The 17183-nt window shown below is 71.7% G+C and carries 17 protein-coding genes; 10 read left to right on the forward strand and 7 right to left on the reverse strand.

Annotated features, from left to right (window positions below; all coding sequences use genetic code 11):
• Positions 1 to 1470, reverse strand: coding sequence for an amidohydrolase (locus ITJ59_RS06205; RefSeq protein ID WP_194650229.1), 1470 nt, complete (start codon positions 1468 to 1470; stop codon positions 1 to 3).
• Positions 1467 to 2126 carry an FMN-binding negative transcriptional regulator gene (locus ITJ59_RS06210; protein WP_194650230.1) on the reverse strand — a complete coding sequence of 220 codons (660 nt, stop codon included), beginning with the start codon at positions 2124 to 2126 and terminating at the stop codon, positions 1467 to 1469. Before ITJ59_RS06210 ends, ITJ59_RS06205 begins: the two co-directional genes overlap by 4 nt.
• 157 nt (positions 2127 to 2283) lie before the next feature.
• On the opposite strand from ITJ59_RS06210, the gene ITJ59_RS06215 reads away from it, so the two are divergent.
• The 7 genes from ITJ59_RS06215 (at position 2284) to ITJ59_RS06245 (ending at position 10825) form a co-directional block, all read left to right on the forward strand.
• Positions 2284 to 3870 carry a peptide ABC transporter substrate-binding protein gene (locus ITJ59_RS06215; protein WP_228511098.1) on the forward strand — a complete coding sequence of 529 codons (1587 nt, stop codon included), beginning with the start codon at positions 2284 to 2286 and terminating at the stop codon, positions 3868 to 3870.
• An 8-nt stretch (positions 3871 to 3878) separates the two neighbouring features.
• On the forward strand, positions 3879 to 5273 hold the full coding sequence (locus tag ITJ59_RS06220) for a M14 family zinc carboxypeptidase (protein WP_194650231.1): 1395 nt from the start codon (positions 3879 to 3881) through the stop codon (positions 5271 to 5273).
• The gene (locus tag ITJ59_RS06225) at positions 5273 to 6214 is read left to right on the forward strand and encodes an ABC transporter permease (protein ID WP_194650232.1); all 942 of its coding nucleotides are present in this window, start codon (positions 5273 to 5275) and stop codon (positions 6212 to 6214) included. Before ITJ59_RS06220 ends, ITJ59_RS06225 begins: the two co-directional genes overlap by 1 nt.
• Positions 6211 to 7101, forward strand: a complete 891-nt coding sequence (locus ITJ59_RS06230) for an ABC transporter permease (RefSeq protein ID WP_194650233.1) — start codon at positions 6211 to 6213, stop codon at positions 7099 to 7101. Before ITJ59_RS06225 ends, ITJ59_RS06230 begins: the two co-directional genes overlap by 4 nt.
• 102 nt (positions 7102 to 7203) lie before the next feature.
• A complete protein-coding gene (locus tag ITJ59_RS06235; protein WP_323749421.1) occupies positions 7204 to 8613 on the forward strand; it encodes a serine hydrolase in 1410 nt (469 codons plus the stop codon).
• Positions 8610 to 9176 (forward strand): GbsR/MarR family transcriptional regulator, encoded by a 567-nt coding sequence (locus ITJ59_RS06240; RefSeq protein ID WP_194650234.1) that lies wholly within the window; start codon positions 8610 to 8612, stop codon positions 9174 to 9176. The genes ITJ59_RS06235 and ITJ59_RS06240 overlap by 4 nt, the downstream gene beginning before the upstream one ends.
• Positions 9173 to 10825 carry a dipeptide ABC transporter ATP-binding protein gene (locus tag ITJ59_RS06245; protein WP_194650235.1) on the forward strand — a complete coding sequence of 551 codons (1653 nt, stop codon included), beginning with the start codon at positions 9173 to 9175 and terminating at the stop codon, positions 10823 to 10825. Before ITJ59_RS06240 ends, ITJ59_RS06245 begins: the two co-directional genes overlap by 4 nt.
• 15 nt (positions 10826 to 10840) lie before the next feature.
• Here ITJ59_RS06245 and ITJ59_RS06250 read toward each other — a convergent pair whose 3' ends face one another.
• The gene (locus ITJ59_RS06250; RefSeq protein ID WP_194650236.1) at positions 10841 to 11422 is read right to left on the reverse strand and encodes a hypothetical protein; all 582 of its coding nucleotides are present in this window, start codon (positions 11420 to 11422) and stop codon (positions 10841 to 10843) included.
• A gap of 101 nt (positions 11423 to 11523) precedes the next feature.
• Entirely contained in the window at positions 11524 to 11952 is a 429-nt protein-coding gene (locus tag ITJ59_RS06255) for a helix-turn-helix domain-containing protein (protein WP_194650237.1), read from the reverse strand.
• A gap of 296 nt (positions 11953 to 12248) precedes the next feature.
• On the opposite strand from ITJ59_RS06255, the gene ITJ59_RS06260 reads away from it, so the two are divergent.
• Genes ITJ59_RS06260 through ITJ59_RS06270 form a run of 3 tightly spaced genes read left to right on the forward strand, consistent with a single transcriptional unit; the run spans position 12249 to position 15361 of the window.
• Positions 12249 to 13799 (forward strand): sensor histidine kinase, encoded by a 1551-nt coding sequence (locus ITJ59_RS06260; protein WP_194650238.1) that lies wholly within the window; start codon positions 12249 to 12251, stop codon positions 13797 to 13799.
• Between the two features lie 39 nt (positions 13800 to 13838).
• Positions 13839 to 14501: a response regulator gene (locus ITJ59_RS06265; RefSeq protein WP_194650239.1), complete on the forward strand. Its 663-nt coding sequence runs from the start codon at positions 13839 to 13841 to the stop codon at positions 14499 to 14501.
• The gene (locus ITJ59_RS06270; protein WP_194650240.1) at positions 14498 to 15361 is read left to right on the forward strand and encodes an EamA family transporter; all 864 of its coding nucleotides are present in this window, start codon (positions 14498 to 14500) and stop codon (positions 15359 to 15361) included. Before ITJ59_RS06265 ends, ITJ59_RS06270 begins: the two co-directional genes overlap by 4 nt.
• A 10-nt stretch (positions 15362 to 15371) precedes the next feature.
• On the opposite strand, the gene ITJ59_RS06275 is transcribed toward ITJ59_RS06270, so the two are convergent.
• The 3 genes from ITJ59_RS06275 to ITJ59_RS06285 all read right to left on the reverse strand — a co-directional run bounded on the left by ITJ59_RS06275 (position 15372) and on the right by ITJ59_RS06285 (position 17083).
• The gene (locus tag ITJ59_RS06275; RefSeq protein ID WP_194650241.1) at positions 15372 to 15524 is read right to left on the reverse strand and encodes a hypothetical protein; all 153 of its coding nucleotides are present in this window, start codon (positions 15522 to 15524) and stop codon (positions 15372 to 15374) included.
• A 100-nt stretch (positions 15525 to 15624) separates the two neighbouring features.
• The gene (locus ITJ59_RS06280) at positions 15625 to 15957 is read right to left on the reverse strand and encodes a hypothetical protein (protein ID WP_194650242.1); all 333 of its coding nucleotides are present in this window, start codon (positions 15955 to 15957) and stop codon (positions 15625 to 15627) included.
• Positions 15958 to 16051: 94 nt separating this feature from the next.
• The gene (locus ITJ59_RS06285) at positions 16052 to 17083 is read right to left on the reverse strand and encodes a LacI family DNA-binding transcriptional regulator (RefSeq protein ID WP_194650243.1); all 1032 of its coding nucleotides are present in this window, start codon (positions 17081 to 17083) and stop codon (positions 16052 to 16054) included.
• Positions 17084 to 17183 lie beyond the last annotated feature (100 nt).

Below are 17183 nucleotides of genomic sequence, written 5' to 3' on the forward strand. Positions count from 1 at the left end.
TCAGAGTTCGGAGTACGTGAAGCGCCCGGCGATCGCGGTCGCGAGCACCCGCATGTCGCGCAGCCCGGACGACGACACCGCGAGCGGATCGGACTCCACGAGCACCAGGTCCGCGACGTCGCCGACGGCCACGCCGACCCGACCGTCCGTCGAACCCCTCCACGCCGCGAGCGCGGACACCCGCTCCGCCGGGTGCCACGGGTCGCGGCCGTCGCGATCGCGTCCCACAGCCGCAGCCATCGACACCCACGGGTCGAGCGGCGCCACCGGGGCGTCCGACCCGAGCAGCAGCCGGGCACCGGCGCGGGCGAGCGACGCGAACGCGAACGCCCGGTCGGTCCGGCCCGCCCAGTGCCGGTCGGCGATGTCGCGGTCGTCCATGGCGTGTTCGGGCTGCACCGAGGCGGCCACCCCGAGCCGCGCGAACCGCTCGACGTCCGTGTCGGCGAGCAGCTGCGCGTGCTCGATGGTGCCGCGGGCGCCGACGGCCTCGAAGACGTCGAGCGCGAGGGTGTTCGCCCGGTCGCCGATGGCGTGGATCGCGGGGACGAGTCCGGCGTCGACGGCTCGACGGGTGATCGCGACGAGGTCGTCGAACTCCCACGCGAGCACGCCCGAGCCGTCGGCCATGGCCGCGGTCCGGGTGCCGAGCGACCCGTCGGTGACGACCTTGAAGGGCCCCATCGTGAGCAGCCCCCTGGTACGGTCCACGACGTCGCCGGTGCGGAGCCCTCGGGAGATCGCCGCGTCGAGTTCGGCCGGGTAGACGCCCGACGCCACGCGCAGCGAGTCGGTGCCGGCGTGGATCCGGCGGGTCCAGCGGTCGAGCCCGAAGCGCATCTCGAGGTCGACGATCCCGGTCACCCCGCGGGCTGCGGCGGCCTCCACGGCGTCGGCGACGTACCCGTCGAGCAGGTCGTCCGGCACCTGCGACAGCGCGCCGGTCACGTCGAACGCGTCCTGCTCGCGCAGGATCCCGTCCGCGCCTGCCTCGAGCGAACGGCCGACGAGTGCGGAGAAGTGCGCGAGCGCGAGGGCGTTGCACCAGACCGCGTGCAGGTCACCGCTGATGACGACGGTCGGGAGGCCCGGTGCGGCCTGGTCGAGCAGCTCGCGTCGGGCCGGGGTCGGCCACAACCCGTCGCGGTAGCCGTGTCCGATCAGCACGCGGTCCGGCACCCCGGTCCGTGCGACCGCGGCGAGCAGGTCGGCGGTCGACTCCGCAGAGTCGCAGCCGGAGACGTCGACACGGCGGCGGACCAGTGCCCACTGGTCGAAGTGCGTGTGGTGGTCGCGCAGGCCGGGGCCGAGCCACGCGCCGGCGGTCTCGACGACCTCGGTGTCGGGGCCGGCGGGGTCGAGCGTGCCGGCCGGCGCGATCTCGGTGACCAGGCCGTCGGCGATGCGGACGTCGGCAGGGGCCCCGGAGGTGCCCACCCTGCGGACGGTGCGGAGCAGGATCTCCGTCATCGCGCCTCCCGGCTGTCACCCGCTGACGCGACGGACCGTGCGCGCTCCATCTCGTCGGCGAGCGCCGGCGACGCGTAGGGACCGTCGCCGCGCAGGCCGGCGATGATGCGGTCGACGACCTCGGGGGCCTTGTTCTGGGACAGCTTCGCGCGGGCGTCGAACCGGGTGATCCGGATGCGGATGCCCACGGTGCCCTTCGCCATCCGGCGTGCGGTCTCCTCGTCGATCTCGAGCGACACCGGCTCCGGCATGACCTGTTCGAAGTGGTCGACGAGTTCGCCGAGCACCCGGAAGTTCTCGTCGTCGGACAGCAGCTCGGGCGTGCCCCACAGGTGGGCGGTGACGTGGTTCCAGGTCGGCACGAACTGCTCCGGTGGGTACCAGGCGGGGGAGACGTAGCCGTGCGGACCCTGCACCACGATCAGGACCTCGTGGCGGCCGAGCTCGTGCGCGAGTTCGTCGGGGCGGCCGACGTGCGAGACCAGGACGATCCCGTCGGCGTCGTCGTCCGGCCCTGGTGTCTCGAGCAGGAACGGGTAGTGCGACGCGACGATGCCGGCGTCGGTGTGCGACACGATCGTGGCCCACGGGTTGCCGGCGACGAGGCGCTTGACCTCGTCGACGTCCGTCATCAAGAAGTGGGGTGTGTGCCGCATGGTCCGAGCGTGGCACACGGCCCCGGTCGAGCGCGACACCTGTCGTTTCGCGTGTGTTTCAGAAAGGTAAAAGTTTCAGAGTTCATTGAAAGAAGCATTGTGCCGGGTGCTGCTGCGGGCCTAGCTTCACTCAGCAACGACGACCCGAGGAGACCCCATGCGACGCAGGACCATCGCCGCCCTGGCCACGGCAGCCACACTGGCGCTCGTGGTGACCGGCTGTTCGGCGGGCGGCTCGGCCGACTCCGCCGGCGGCTCGAGCCTGGTGTACGCCACCGGGGAGCCCGACCACCTGACGCCCGGACGGCAGACCGTCGCGTTCGACCAGGTGCAGAGCCTGTTCGCACCGTTGACGCAGACCGACGCGAAGGGCGAGCTCCACGACGTCGCCGCGAAGAGCGTCGAGAGCGACGACGCCACGACGTGGACCATCACGCTCCGGGACGGCTGGACGTTCCAGAACGGCGAGGCCGTCACCCCCGAGAGCTACGTGAAGGCATGGAACCACGTCGCCTACGGCCCCAACGCGTGGGAGAACAGCGGGCAGCTCGCCGCGATCGTCGGGTACACCGACCTCAACCCCGCGAAGGGCACCCCGAAGACGAAGGAGATGTCGGGGCTGAAGGTCACCGGCAAGGACACCTTCACGGTCACGCTCACCCACGCCGACAGCCAGTTCCCGCTGCAGCTCAGCCAGGCCCAGACGGCGTTCTACCCGATGCCGTCGGCCGCGTACGACGACCTGAAGGCGTACGACAAGAAGCCGATCGGCAACGGCCCCTACGAGATGCAGTCGGCGTGGAAGGCGGACAAGGAGTTCACCGTCACCGCGTGGAAGGACTACGAGGGCACGAAGCCCGCCACGAAGGACGTCACGTTCCGGAGCTACTCCGACATGAACACGGCGTACACCGACGTCCTCGCGGGCAACGCCGACGTGCTGTTCCTGCCGACCGACAAGATGACGAGCGCGAAGGCCGACTTCGGCGACCGCCTGCACTCGTTCGACGCCCCGGGCATCGACTACCTCGGCTTCCCGCTCTGGGACGACCGCTACTCCGACCCGGACGTCCGACGCGCGATCTCGATGTCGATCGACCGCGACGAGGTGAACACGGCCATCTACGGCGGCCTGTACGAACCCGCCACCGCACTCACGCCCCCGTCGATGTCCGGCACCGAAGAGGGCATCTGTGGCGACGCGTGCGAGTTCGACCCCGCGGCGGCCAAGAGGCTCCTGGCGAAGTCCGGCGGCTTCGACGGCACGATCACGCTCGTCTACCCCGGCGGCAGCGGCCTCGACTCGCTCTACGAGGCGTACGCCAACCAGATCCGGCAGAACCTGGGCGTCGACACCGTCGCGAAGGCCACCACCGACTGGGCCTCGTACTACTCCGAGCTGACCGACAAGAAGGTCGCCGGCCCGCACTTCGGCCACTGGGGTGCGCTGTACATCAGCCAGCAGAACACCCTCCGCGCCCTGTTCACCCTGGCCGGCGGCTGCTCGCCCTGCACCGGGTACTACCAGTCCGACGCCGTCGACGCCCTGCTCGCGAAGGCCGACTCGGCCGGCTCGCAGGACGAGGCGAACGAGTACTACACGAAGACGCAGGAGGCCGTGCTCGAGGACTTCCCCGTCGTCCCGACCTTCTTCGACAAGTACTCGTACGTCACGAGCGACAAGGTCACGAAGCTCCCCGCGGTCGCCGGCAGCCCGGTCGTCACGCAGATCGCCGTGAAGTAGGACACCGCATGGACCAGCGCACCATCCTCCGCCTGGCGGCCGAGGTCCCCGACCGCGACGGCTTCCCGCTCGTCGACGACCTGCACGCCCGGTTCGACGCGCTCGCAGCGTCCCACCCGGACCAGGTCACGGTCACCCGGATCGGCACCAGCCGGCTCGGTGAACCGCTGCACTCCTACCGGATCGGAACCGGGTCGCACGCCGCCGTCGTGGTCGGCGGCGTGCACCCGAACGAACCGATCGGCTCGTGGACGGCCCTGCACCTCGCCGAGACGATGCTCACCGACGACGAGGCCCGTGCGCTCGACGTCACCTGGCACATCGTCCCGACGATCGACCCGGACGGCATGCGGCTCAACGAGGCCTGGTTCCACGACCCGCACGACCGGGTGTTCTACTCGCGGCACTTCTACCGCCCGGCCCCGGACAGCCAGGTGGAGTGGACGTTCCCGAACAGCTACAAGTCGGTGTACTTCGACCAGGTGCTGCCGGAGACGCTCGCGTTCATGCGGCTCATCGACGACACCGAGCCGGACCTGCTGGTGTCGCTGCACAACGGTGAGATGGGTGGGGTCTACTACTACCTGTCCGAGGACCTGCCCGACGTCGTCGACACCCTGCACGCGGTGCCGGCCGCGCTCGGGCTGCCGCTCGACACCGGCGAGCCCGAGTCGCCCTTCCTGCGCGAACTCGCCCCCGCGGTGTTCGCGATGGACGGGATCGAGACGGCGTACGACTACCTGGAAGGACTCGGGGTCGACCCGGGCGAGCACATCCACGGTGCCTCGAGCGCGGCGTGGGCGATGCGGCACGGGGCGCTGTGCATGGTGGCCGAACTGCCGTACTGGAGCCACCCGGACGCCGACGACCAGACCCCGACCGAGGAGCCGTACGCCGACCTGCTGCGGCGGTGCTCCACCGAGCTCGGCGCCTCGGGCGAGGAACTCCAGCAGCTGCTCGACGAGGCGTCGCCGATGCTGTCGATCGAGTCGCCGTTCCTCGAGGGCTCGCGGGCCTTCGTGCCGATGCTCGTCGGCACGGCGGACACCGACCGCCGCCGGGCCGACCGCGAGCCGGCCGACCGGCGGGCCACCGTCGCGGAGCGCTTCGGCTGCGAGGACCTGGTCCGCTGCTTCCGGCTCCGCTACGGCGGCATGCTGCTCCGCGCGTTCGAGGCCGAGACCACCGCCGGCACGGCGTCGGCGCCGCTCCGGCGCCTGCGCGACCGGCTCGCCGAGCGCTACGCGCACTGGCAGGCCGACGCCGCCACCGAGGCGGACCCGATCCCGGTGCGGAAACTGGTGGGGGTGCAGTACGGGGCGATCCTCGCCTGCGCGGCGCACGTGGCGGACCCGACCCGCGCCTCCCGTCCGGTGTCGGCGGCCGTGTCGGGAGGCGCGTGATGCGTCCGACGCTCGCCGTCGGTCGCCGACTCGGCGGCCTGGCCGTCGTGTTCCTCGGGGTGACGTTCCTCATCTACGCGATGACCTTCGCGCTGCCGGGTGACCCGATCCGGGCGCTCGGCGGCGACCGGCCGCTCAGCGACGCGGTCGTCCGCACACTCCGGGCCGAGTACCACCTGGACCAGCCGCTCTGGCTGCAGTACGTGCAGTACCTCGGTGGACTGTTCCGCGGCGACTTCGGCACCGACTTCAACGGGCAGTCCGTCGGCGAGCAGATGGCCTCGCGGTGGCCCGTCACGATCACCCTGGCACTCACCGCGTGGGCGCTCGAGATCGTCCTCGGCATCGGGCTCGGGGTGCTCTCCGCCCTGAAGCGCGGCACCGCCCTCGACAAGACGGTCCTGGTCGGCACCATCGTCGTCGGCGCGATCCCCGTGTTCGTCCTCGGGGTCGCCCTGCAGCTGGTGTTCTCGGTGCGGCTGCACTGGTTCCCGGTCGCCGGCGTCACCGCGGGCTGGCCGACGGCGTACATCCTGCCGGCGTTCGTCATCGCGCTCTTCGGCCTCGCCGCGGTGTCCCGGCTCACCCGCACCTCGATGATCGAGACCCTCGACGCCGACTACGTCCGCACCGCACGGGCCAAGGGGCTCACGCCCGGTCGGATCGTCGGCGTGCACGTGATGCGGAACTCGCTCATCCCCACCGCCACCTACCTGGCCACCGACCTCGGGTACCTGATGGGCGGCACCGTGATCATCGAGGGCATCTTCAACCTGCCCGGTGTCGGCAACCTGCTGTTCCAGGGGATCCGGTCGCACGAGGGCGCGGTCGTCGTCGGCATCTCGACCGCCCTCATCCTGGTGTTCCTCGTCACGAGCGTGCTCGTCGACCTGCTGCACGCCGCCCTCGACCCCCGCGTCCGGACCGGAGCAGCCGCATGACCACCTCAGCGCTCAGCGCCACCGTCGAACCCGTCGTCGGCGGCCGACGACGACCCCTGCTGGCCGCGGCCCGCACCCCGGGGTTCTGGGTCCCCGCCTCGGTCCTGGTCGTCGTGCTGCTCGTCGCGTCGTTCCCGCAGCTGTTCGCCGGACTGTTCGGCCACGGCGACCCCCGGGTGTGCGACCTCGGGCAGAGCGGTGCGTCCCCGACCGGCGGCCACCCGTTCGGCTTCGACCTGCAGGGCTGCGACGTGTACGCCAACGTCGTGTACGGCACCCGGTCGTCGATCGCCGTCGCGGTGCTCACCACCGTGCTCGCGGGCATGGTCGCCGTCGTCGTCGGGACGATCGCCGGCATGGTCGGCGGCTGGGTGGACGCCGTGCTCGCCCGGCTGACCGACGTGTTCCTCGGGTTCCCGTTCCTGCTCGGCGCCGTCGTGGTGCTCAACAGCGTGGGGGAGCGGTCCGTGCTGACGGTGTCGCTCGTGCTCGCGCTGTTCGGGTGGCCGACGATGGCCCGGCTCGTGCGGTCGAGCGTCCGCAGCGTGCGGAACGCCGAGTTCGTGCTCGCCGCCCGCACGATGGGGCTGTCCACGTGGCGGATCACGACCCGGTACGTGCTGCCGTCGTCGATCTCGCCGCTGCTCGTGCTCGCCACCATCACCGTCGGCGGCGTCATCGTGTCCGAGTCGTCCCTGACTTACCTCGGCATCGGGCTCGAGAGCCCGGCGATCTCGTGGGGGCTGCAGCTCTCGGCGGCGACGTCGCAGTTCCTCCGCGCCCCGCACATGCTCATCGCACCTGCGGCGTTCCTCGCCGTCACGGTGTTGTCCGTCATCGCGCTCGGCGACACGCTGCGCGCCGCGCTCGACCCGCGTCGGCGCTGAGGCGTGTCGGCGCTGACCGGCGTCGGCGCCGACGCGCGTCGCGGCGGGCACCGTCGCGACCGACGCGCCAGACTCGAACCACCGCCCCTCGAAAGGACCACCGTGACCGACACCCTCTCCGCGTACCGGAAGACCCTGCCCTACATCCACGAGTGGGTGTCGTACAAGGTCTGGCAGCTGCGGGTGCCCGGGGTGCAGGTCGCCATCGGGTTCGGCGGCGAGGTGCTGTTCGACGAAGCGTGGGGCTACGCCGACGTCGAGGCCGGGCGCCGCCTGACCACCACCGACCTGTTCCGCATCGCCTCGCACTCGAAGACCTTCACGGCGACGGCACTGCTCCAGCTCGCCGAACGCGGGTCGCTCCGGCTCGACGACACCGTCGGCACGTACGTCCCCGCCCTGGTCGACGGCGGCTCCCCGCTCGCCGACGCCACGATCCGGGAGCTCATGGAGATGGGCGCCGGGGTCATCCGCGACGGCCACGACGGCGACTACTGGTCGCTCCTGCGCCCGTTCCCCGACGAGCAGGAGCTGCTGGCGCTCGTGCTCGACCGCGGGCAGAAGGTCCCCACCGGGTCGTCGTTCAACTACTCGAACCTCGGCTACTCGCTGCTCGGCCTCGTCATCGCCGCGGTCTCCGGGCGGTCGTACAACGACTTCGTCCGCGAATCGATCACCGAGCCACTGGGCCTGCGGAACACAGGACCGGACTGGGACCCGACCCGCGCCGACGACTTCGTGGTCGGGTACACCGGCTTCCACACCGCACGGCACCGGCAGCGCATCGACCACGTCGACACCCACGCGATGGCCGCAGCGACGGGGTTCCACGGCACCGCCTCCGACCTGGTCAAGTACTTCTCGCAGCACGTCATCGGGGCCGGCAGCCTGCTCGACGACCACTCGAAGCGGCTCGCGCAGCGCAAGGCCTGGAGCGCCACCGACGACCCGGCCGCCCGCGGGTACGGCGCCGGGTTCATCGTCGACCGCATCGGGGGGCGCGAGATCCGCGGCCACTCCGGCGGCTTCCCCGGGCACATCACGCAGTCGCTGTTCGACCCGGCGTCCGGCCTCGTCGTGTCCGTCCTGACGAGCGCCGCCGCCGGACCCGCCACCCTCATCGCCACCGCCGTCGTGCAAATGCTCGACGCCGCGGCGGACGCGTCCGCACCCGGCACCCCCATGCCCGACGACGTCGACACCGACGCGTACACCGGCCGCTTCGCCAACCCGTGGGGTGTCAGCGACATCGCCCGGATCGGCGACCGGCTCGTCGAGGTCGACCCCTCCGGACCCGAACCCATGGACACCCCGACCCGCCTCGAGGTCGTCGACGCGGACACGCTCCGGATGACGCACGGCAACCGCTTCGGTTCGGTCGACGAGGACATCACCTTCACGCGCGACGCCGAGGGCACCGTCCGGTCGATCCGCGCCGGTGGCGGGATGACCGAGGAACCGTGGACGATCCCGACCGAGTCGCCCGAGGTCGCGGCGGGGCTGGCACCGTGAGCGACGTCGACGGTCGGGGCGACGGTGTCGGCCACGACGACGTCGTGCTCGAACCCGAGCGCCAGGCGTTCGTCGAGGAGTTCGCCCTCATGCTCAACGACGGTGCGGGCATGGCGCTCACCGACGCCCGCGTGCTCGGCTACCTGATGATGACGCGCGCGCCGCACTCGTCCTCCGCCGACCTGCAACGGGCACTCGGCGCCAGCTCGGGTTCGGTGTCGATGGCCACCAGACGGCTCGTCGACTCCGGGTTCGTGAAGCGCCACATCGTCGCCGGCGAGCGCAGCCACTACTTCCGTGCCGAGGCCGACGTCTGGGGCTCCTGGCTCGCCGGCGAACGGAAGTACCTCGACCGGCAGCGCGACATCATCGGACACGGTCTGGACGTCGTCGAGAACGCCGGCCGCACCGGGGCGGGCGACGTCGACGCCGAGGTCCGCGAGCGCCTGCTCAACGGCCGCGACTACATGCAGTGGCTGCAGGGCCACCACCACAAGATGCTCGAGGACTGGGAGGCGTTCAAGGCCGCCCGCGACCGCACCGACCGCTCGGAGACCCCATGACCGACGTCCTGACCGTCGACCACCTGTCCGTGACCTTCGACGTCGACGGCGCCGAGGTCCGCGCGGTCGACGACGCCTCGTTCACGGTCGGCCGCGGCGAGGTCGTCGCCGTCGTCGGGGAGTCCGGATCCGGCAAGAGCATGACCGCGATGACCGCGATGGGGATCGCGCCGGACGGGGCCCGCTCCTCCGGCAGCATCCGGCTCGGCGACCTCGAGGTGCTCGGCGCCGACGAGCGCACCCTGCGCGGCGTCCGTGGTCGCAGCGTGTCGATGATCTTCCAGGACCCGTCGGCCGCGCTCAACCCGGTGTTCACGGTCGGCTTCCAGCTGGCCGAGGCCGTCCGACGCGCCGACGCCTCGCACGACCGTGCCGCGGTCCGGAGCCGCTCGCTCGAACTGCTCCGTGCCGTCGAGGTGCCGGAACCCGAACGCCGGCTCGGCCAGTACCCGCACGAGCTCTCCGGCGGACAGGCGCAGCGCGTGATGATCGCGATGGCGCTCGCCGCCGACCCCGACCTGCTCATCGCGGACGAGCCGACGACCGCACTCGACGTCACGGTGCAGGCCGAGGTGCTCGACGTCCTGCGTGCGCTGCGGGAACGCACCGGCACCGCGATCCTCATCATCACGCACGACATGGGCGTCGTCGCCGACATCGCCGACCGCGTGGTCGTCATGCGCCGCGGTCGCGTCGTCGAGACGGGCACCGTGCGCGCGGTCTTCGCCGCGCCGTCCGCCGACTACACCCGCGATCTGCTCGCTGCGGTCCCACGCATGGGCACCGGTGTCGGACAGGAGGCGCGGGTCGACTCCGCCGTGGAACCCCCGTCGGTCGTCCTGGACGTCCGGCACCTCGTGGTCGAGTACGGCGGGGCGTTGCGCGGTCGGTTCCGCGCGGTCGACGACGTGTCGTTCACGGTCGGTCGCGGTGAGATCGTCGGGCTCGTGGGGGAGTCCGGCAGCGGCAAGACCACCATCGGCCGCGCCGCCGTCGGGCTCGCGCCGATCACGTCCGGATCCGTCCTCGTCGAGGGCACCGACGTCGCGGTCGCCCGGCGAGCAGCGCGCCGGGAGATGCGGCGACACGTCGGCGTGGTCTTCCAGAACCCGCTCCGATCGCTGAACCCGCGCTACACGGTCGGACAGACCGTCGCCGAGCCACTCCGGCAGATCCTGCGCCTGCCGTCGGCGCAGATCGACGAGCGGGTGGACCGGCTGCTCGCCGACGTCGGTCTCGACGGCGGATTCCGCGAACGCTTCCCGCACGAGCTCTCCGGCGGGCAACGGCAACGTGTCGCGATCGCCCGGGCCGTCGCGCTGGACCCCGCGCTGCTCATCGCCGACGAGCCGACGAGTGCGCTCGACGTCTCGGTGCAGGCCCGCGTGCTCGACGTGTTCCGCGAGCTGCAGGAGCGCCTGGGCTTCGCGTGCCTGTTCGTCACCCACGACCTGGCCGTGGTCGACACACTGTGCGACCGGGTCGTCGTGCTCCACGGCGGGAAGGTCGCCGAACAGGGCTCGCGCGACGCCATCCTCCGGTCGCCGCAGGACCCCTACACGCGGCGACTCATCCAGGCAGCACCGGTACCCGACCCCGCCGAGCAGGCAGTCCGCCGATCCGAACGCCTGGCCGTACGGGCCGGCTGAGGGTCGCTCCCCGGCTCAGCGCACCTCGGCCGAGGCCCACAGCGCGTTGACGCCCCGGCCCACCGGACGCAGGAGCGGGACGGAGACGAGCACTGTCGCCGCCAGGTACGCCACGGTCTGCAGCGTCCCCGGAACGGCGAGCGTGATGCCGAGTGACTCTTGCGGCAGCGCCAGGATCAGCCCCGTGTTCGACAAGAGCGCCGTGACGAACCACAGCGACGCCGCCACGGTGACGACCCAGCCGAAGGCCCGCTGCACGCCCTGTTCTCCGCCGACCGTCAGCACGCCGAACGCCACGAGCGCACCCTGCGCGACGACGAGGAGCACCTCGGTGGCCCAGCCCGGCGCCGGCCACAGGAGCGCGAACGCCACGACCGACACCGCGAACGCGAGCGCTCGGCGGTCCCGAGCGCGGATCGCGGCGACGAGCACGACCGCACCCGCCAGCCCGGCGAGCGCCAGGGCGACGAGAAGCAACCCGTCCGGCAGGTCCCACGGCGCGAGCCAGCTCGTCCCCACCAGTCCGCTCGCCCCGAACACGACGGCTGCGACGACTGCCGCAGCCGAGACCACCCGAACCCCCGTGATGTTCTGCATACCCGCACCCTATGCGCTCCCACTGCGGTGGGGAAAGCAGATTCTGGCTGGGCCGCTGACGGTCCTGGTTCGCGAACCCCGGGATCCGTGAACCAAAACCGTCAGAACCGCCGAGGGATGTCGGTCTCCGGCGCGCGGATCCGCTGCAGCGCGCGCCGCATGGAGGCGGTGGTGCTGAAGCCGAAGCGCTCGGCGATCTCGGCGGGACGGTCACCTCGGGCGAGTGCGCTGCGCACGGCGAGGCTCCGGAACCACCGGCCGAGTTGCGCCGGTGTGCAGCCCGTCGTCTCGGTGCACCGACGCTCGAGGGTGCGCGGAGACATGCGGACGCCGTCGAGCAGATCCGTGGTCGAGTGTCCGCCCGCAGGGTCGAAGAGCCGGTCGAGGACCCTCGCCAGGCTGTTGTCGCGCAGCAACGGCGGTGGGTTGTCGTGGAGCACGGTCGTGACCACGAGTCGCGCGAGCGCATCCTGCTGCACGCCGTGCCACCGACCGCCGTCGAGATGACCGACGTGCCGCAGTGCGAGCACGACGTCCGCCGACGGGAAGCCCGCAGGCTGCGTCGTGGCGACCGGGGGGAGTGCGAGGGCCTCGGCCGAGCGGCCCGAGCGTCGCCGATCCGACGACGACGCCGGTGTCGGCGAACAGGGCCGCGAACGGGAAGTCGTACGAGGAAGCAGTGCGAGGAGGGTCGTACCGCTCGGGGTGTGAGCCGATCGACATGGTCGGATGCTGCTCGGCGACCTGTGGACAGGGGGGATAACCCCACCCGGGGTGGGGAGGGGGCAGGATGGGGGAACAGCCTCGGGATCGCGAGGCTGGAGTCATGACCGACACCGACCGCCTCGACCAGGCGCGAACCGTCCCGCTGGACGACGTGACGCCCTCGCCCGACCAGGCCCAGACCGTCCCGCTGGGCGACTCCGTCCCCCCTGGAGCCACCAAGCCGATGCCGCAGTACCCGCGACAGCACGACCAGCAGACGCCGCCGGCGTCGTGGGGCGCGACCCCGCAGAACGGCTCTGGCCGCGCGGGCGGCAACGGCTCCGGTTCCGGCATGACGGCCGGTGCGTTCTACCGCGAGGCGTGGAAGCGCCTGCCGCGTGACTTCGGGTACATGGCGCTCACCGCGGTGCTGCTCTGCACGCTGTACGCCGCGTTCCCCGCGGCGATCTTCGGCGGCGGCTTCCGTGACCTGTTCAACCCGTTCGTGCTGCTGATGTTCTTCATCGCGCTGTTCGTGGCACGGTGGCTCGGACAGTTCGAGAAACGTCGCATCGGCTGGGCCGACCCGCGACCGATCCGTCCGGTCGACTGGACGCCGCGCTGGCAGCAGAACTGGTGGACCCGCACCGGTTCAGCCGTCGCCAACCCGCACTACTGGCTCTCGCTGCTGCACGCGGCCGTCGTGTACCCGCTCGTCGCGCTCTTCACCGTGGGCGCCGGAGTCCTGCTGTTCGCCGGGTTCACCTGGCCCATCGTGGTCGCGCTGGTGGCGTTCGCGAACGGCATGAGCGCGCAGTACTTCGGGTGGGACACGACGTCGGTCGTCGGGTTCGGGTTCCTCGGGCTGCTGTCGATGGCTGCCTCGGTCGTGCTGTTCCCGCTCTGGGCCCGCGGCTCGGTCATCGCGCACTACTGGGTGGACTTCGGCCTGCTCGGTGGCTTCCGCGCGGAGCAGCTCGAGCAGCGTGTCGCCGGACTGCAGGCCTCGCGTGCCGGCGCCGTGACCGCCGAGGGGCAGACCCTGCGCCAGATCGAGCGCGACCTGCACGACGGCCCGCAGCAGCGTCTGGTGCGGCTCCGGATGGACCTGTCCGCCGCCGAGCGGGCCTTCGACAAGGACCCGCAGAAGGCGAAGCAGCTCATCGGTGAGGCCTCCGAGCACGCGCAGGACGCCCTCGACGAACTGCGTGCGCTGTCCCGCGGCTTCGCCCCGCCGATCCTGCTCGACCGCGGGCTCGTGGCGGCCCTCGAGGCACTCGTCGCCCGCACCCCGATCCCGGTCGGCCTCGACGTCCGGCTGCCCGAGGGCCTCGAGCTCGCGACGGAGATCCAGCGCAACGTGTACTTCACGGTGAGCGAGCTCCTGACGAACACGATGAAGCACGCCGGGGCCACGACCGCCGGGGTGTACCTCGGGCTCGTGGTCGACGCGTCGGGCCTCTGGTACCTGACGGTCAGCGTCACCGACGACGGCCGCGGCGGAGCCCGACCCCAGCAGGGGCACGGCATCGAGGGACTGATCGGCCGGATGCGGTCACTCGACGGCGACCTGGTCGTCGCGAGCCCCGAGGGCGGCCCCACCGAGGCCACGGCCCGGATCCCGCTCGGCGCGCTGAACGGCGTCCCCACGACGGCGAACCCGCGGTCGTGACCGCACGGGAGCCCCCGCGCTCCCACTAGGCTGGTCGGCATGACAGACGGCCCGGATGCAGCACGCATCCGGGCCGTCGTCGTCGACGACGCCGTCCTGCTGCGCGAAGGCCTGTCCCGCGTGCTCGACGAGGCCGGCATCGACGTCATCGGGCAATACGCCGACGCCCGCGCGTTCCTCGCCACGCTCCCCGAGGGTGCTCCCGACGTCGTCGTCATGGACGTCCGGATGCCGCCGACGTTCACCGACGAGGGTGTCCGTGGCGCCGTGGAGACCCGACGCATCGCGCCGCGCACCGGCGTGCTCCTGCTCTCGCAGTACGTCGAGGCCACCTACGCCGAAGACGTCCTCGCCGCCGGCGCGACGGGCATCGGCTACCTGCTCAAGGACCGCGTCACCCGGCTCGAGGAGATCGACGACGCCGTGCGACGGATCGCCGCCGGTGGCACCGTGCTCGACCCGGAGGTCGTCACGCAGCTGATGAGCCGCCGCCGCGATCCCCTCGCCGCGCTCACCCCACGCGAGCGCGACGTGCTCGGGCTCATGGCCGAGGGCCGCACGAACGCCGCCATCGCCCGCGCCTTGGTGATCGGGACCGGCGCCGTCGAGAAGCACGTGTCGAGCATCTTCGGCAAACTCGCGCTCGAGGACACCGGCGAAGACCACCGCCGCGTCCTCGCCGTGCTCGCCTACCTCGGATGACCCGGGCCCGCGGCACCGCCCGGGTCCCGGCCCCGCTGCTCGCCCTCACCGCGATGGTGTCCGTCCAACTCGGCGCCGCGATCGCGAAGACCCACTTCGACGACGTCGGTGCCGTCGGCGCCGCGACGCTCCGGCTCGTCATCGGTGCGGTGGTGCTCGCGCTGGTCGTCCGCCCCCGCGTCCGGCACTGGACCCGCGCGCAGTGGCTCGGCGCGGTCGGCCTCGGGCTGGCCCTCGGCGGGATGAACGTGTTCATCTACCTGTCGTTCGCGAGCATCCCGATCGGGGTCGCGGTGACGATCGAGTTCCTCGGACCGCTCGCCCTCTCCCTGGTGCACACCCGGCGCTGGCGGGACGCACTCTGGGCCGCGCTGGCGCTCGTCGGTGTCGTGCTGCTCGGGGTCGGCCCGAGTGCGGTCACCGAGGTCGGCGGCGTCGTCTGGGCCGTGCTGGCCGCGGCGTGCTGGGCGGGCTACATCGTGATGAACCGCCACGTCGGTGCGGCGATCCCGGGGGTCGACGGCCTCGTGGTGTCGATGGTCGTCGCCATGCTCGTGTCACTGCCGTTCGGGCTGCGGTCCGCTGTCGACGGAGTGGTGCGCGAACCGGTGCTCCTGGTGGTGTTCGGCGCCGTGGCCGTGCTATCGAGCGTGCTGCCGTACGCCCTCGAGATGCTCGCGTTGCGCCGGATGCCGACGCGGGTGTTCGGCGTGCTGCAGAGTCTCGGCCCGGCGATCGCCGCCCTCGCCGGACTGGTGGTGCTCAGCGAAGGACTCTCTGTCCTCGAGACGGTCGCACTGGTGTGCGTGACCGCCGCCAGTGTCGGCGTGACCGTGTCGTCGCGACGTCGGCGTCGCTGACGGGCGGCGGCTACTCGTCGCGCAGGAAGTCGGCGTACGTGGGTTCCGTGCGCTCACCCGACAGCAGGGCCGGGTCGTTGACGCGACGCTCGACGTAGGCGCTGATGACCTCGGGTGGGGTGAGCACGTGGGCGACCCAGGACGGCACCGCGGTGTTCTTCATGGTGCCTCCTCTCGAGACGGCACTCGGACCGAATGTCTCGATCAGTGAGTTACTTGCCGAACCCGTGTTCGCTGAACGATCCTCCGACCGGCCCCGGAAGTCAACGCGCTGCGTTCTGCGGACTCCGCTGCGCGTGTTCCGGCTGATCGGCACGCAGGGTCCGGTGCTTCACGGCGGACCGCCAGACCCACGCATCGGCCTGCTGCCCGAACTGGGCCCACTCGACCATGACGGCGTCGCGGGTCCAGCTCTTCGCGAAGGCCTTCACCCGCACGTGGAAGGTGGGGAACTGGACCCAGGCCCAGACAGGCACCGGAGTGACGGCATGGCAGACGTCCGGTCCGCGGGCGTCCTCGGACAGCGTGTAGGCGCGCGGACGTTCGACCTCCGGGTGCTCCGGGGGCTGCCACCGGTTCTCGCGACGCCGTCCCACGACGGTATTCGAACGTGTGTTCGAACGAGAGTCAAGTCCGCCGCGTGCACTGGACGGACGCAGGGGGCCTGCTGGGCGTGTCGGGTGGCGGCGATCAGGACTGCGCGCGTGCCGTCGACTCCCGCACGCTCAGGGTCAGCGGTGGCCCCGGGCGGGACGGCAGCGGTGCGTCGGCGTCGATCTGCGCGCGCAGGAGTGTGGCTGCGCGCTGCCCGAGCTCGACGGTGTCGCGGGTCAACGAGGTGATGGACGGCCGGACCAACTGGATCATCGCCGAGTCGTCGAACGACACGATCGAGACGTCGGCCGGCACGTCGACCCCCATCTCGCTCGCGACCCCGAGCCCGGCGACGGCCAGCACGTCGTTGTCGTAGACGATCGCGGTCGGTCGGCTGGTCCGGGACAGCAGGGTGCGGGTCGCACTCGCGCCGGCCTCGGCTGAGTAGTCGGTCGGGATCGACACGGCGTCCTCGAGCCCCTCGGCCGCGGCGAACGCTCGCACCCGGTCCATCCGCATGGCCGTGTGCTCGAACTCGGGCCGCCCGGCGACGTGGGCGATGCGGCGGTGTCCGAGTGCGTGCAGGTAGCGCAGGACCGTCTCGGTCGCGTCGGCGTCGTCGATCCAGACGCTCGGCGCGGCGCCGTCGGATGCGGGGTGGGAGCCGACGACGACCGTGGGCATGCCGAGTTCGGCGAGCAGGGTGAGTCGCTCGTCCTCGCGCCGCGGGTCGATGAGGACCACGCCGTCGACCCGGTGCCCGCGCCACCACGCGCGGTAGGTGTCGAGCTCTTCGGCCGCGTCGCGTGCCACGAGCAGGTTCATGCCGACGTGGGTGCCGGCGAGCCCGAGTTGGATGCCGGAGATCAGGTCGCCGAAGAACGACTCGGTGCCGAGCGTGCGGGCCGGCCGGTTCAGCACGAAGCCGATCGACCCGGCCTTCGCGCCACCCAGGGCGCGCGCCGCGGTGTGCGGCTGCCAGTCGAGCTCGCGGGCGATCGCGCGCACGCGTTCGCGGGTCTCGTCGGACACGCCGGGGCGGTCGTTCAGGGCGAAGGAAACCGCGCTGACGGACACGCCGGCACGCGCGGCGATGTCGGAGATCGTCGTTCGACGGTTCGCGGCCATGGGCTTGACTATAGCGTTTTAGTCCTTCATAGTCACTGCCACATGACGGTTCTGCGACAGCAACTGAACCGGTTCAGCACGACGACGAGGGAGTCAGACG

It is taken from the genome of Curtobacterium sp. VKM Ac-1393 (assembly GCF_015350995.1).
In the GTDB taxonomy this organism is placed as follows: Bacteria; Actinomycetota; Actinomycetes; order Actinomycetales; family Microbacteriaceae; genus Curtobacterium.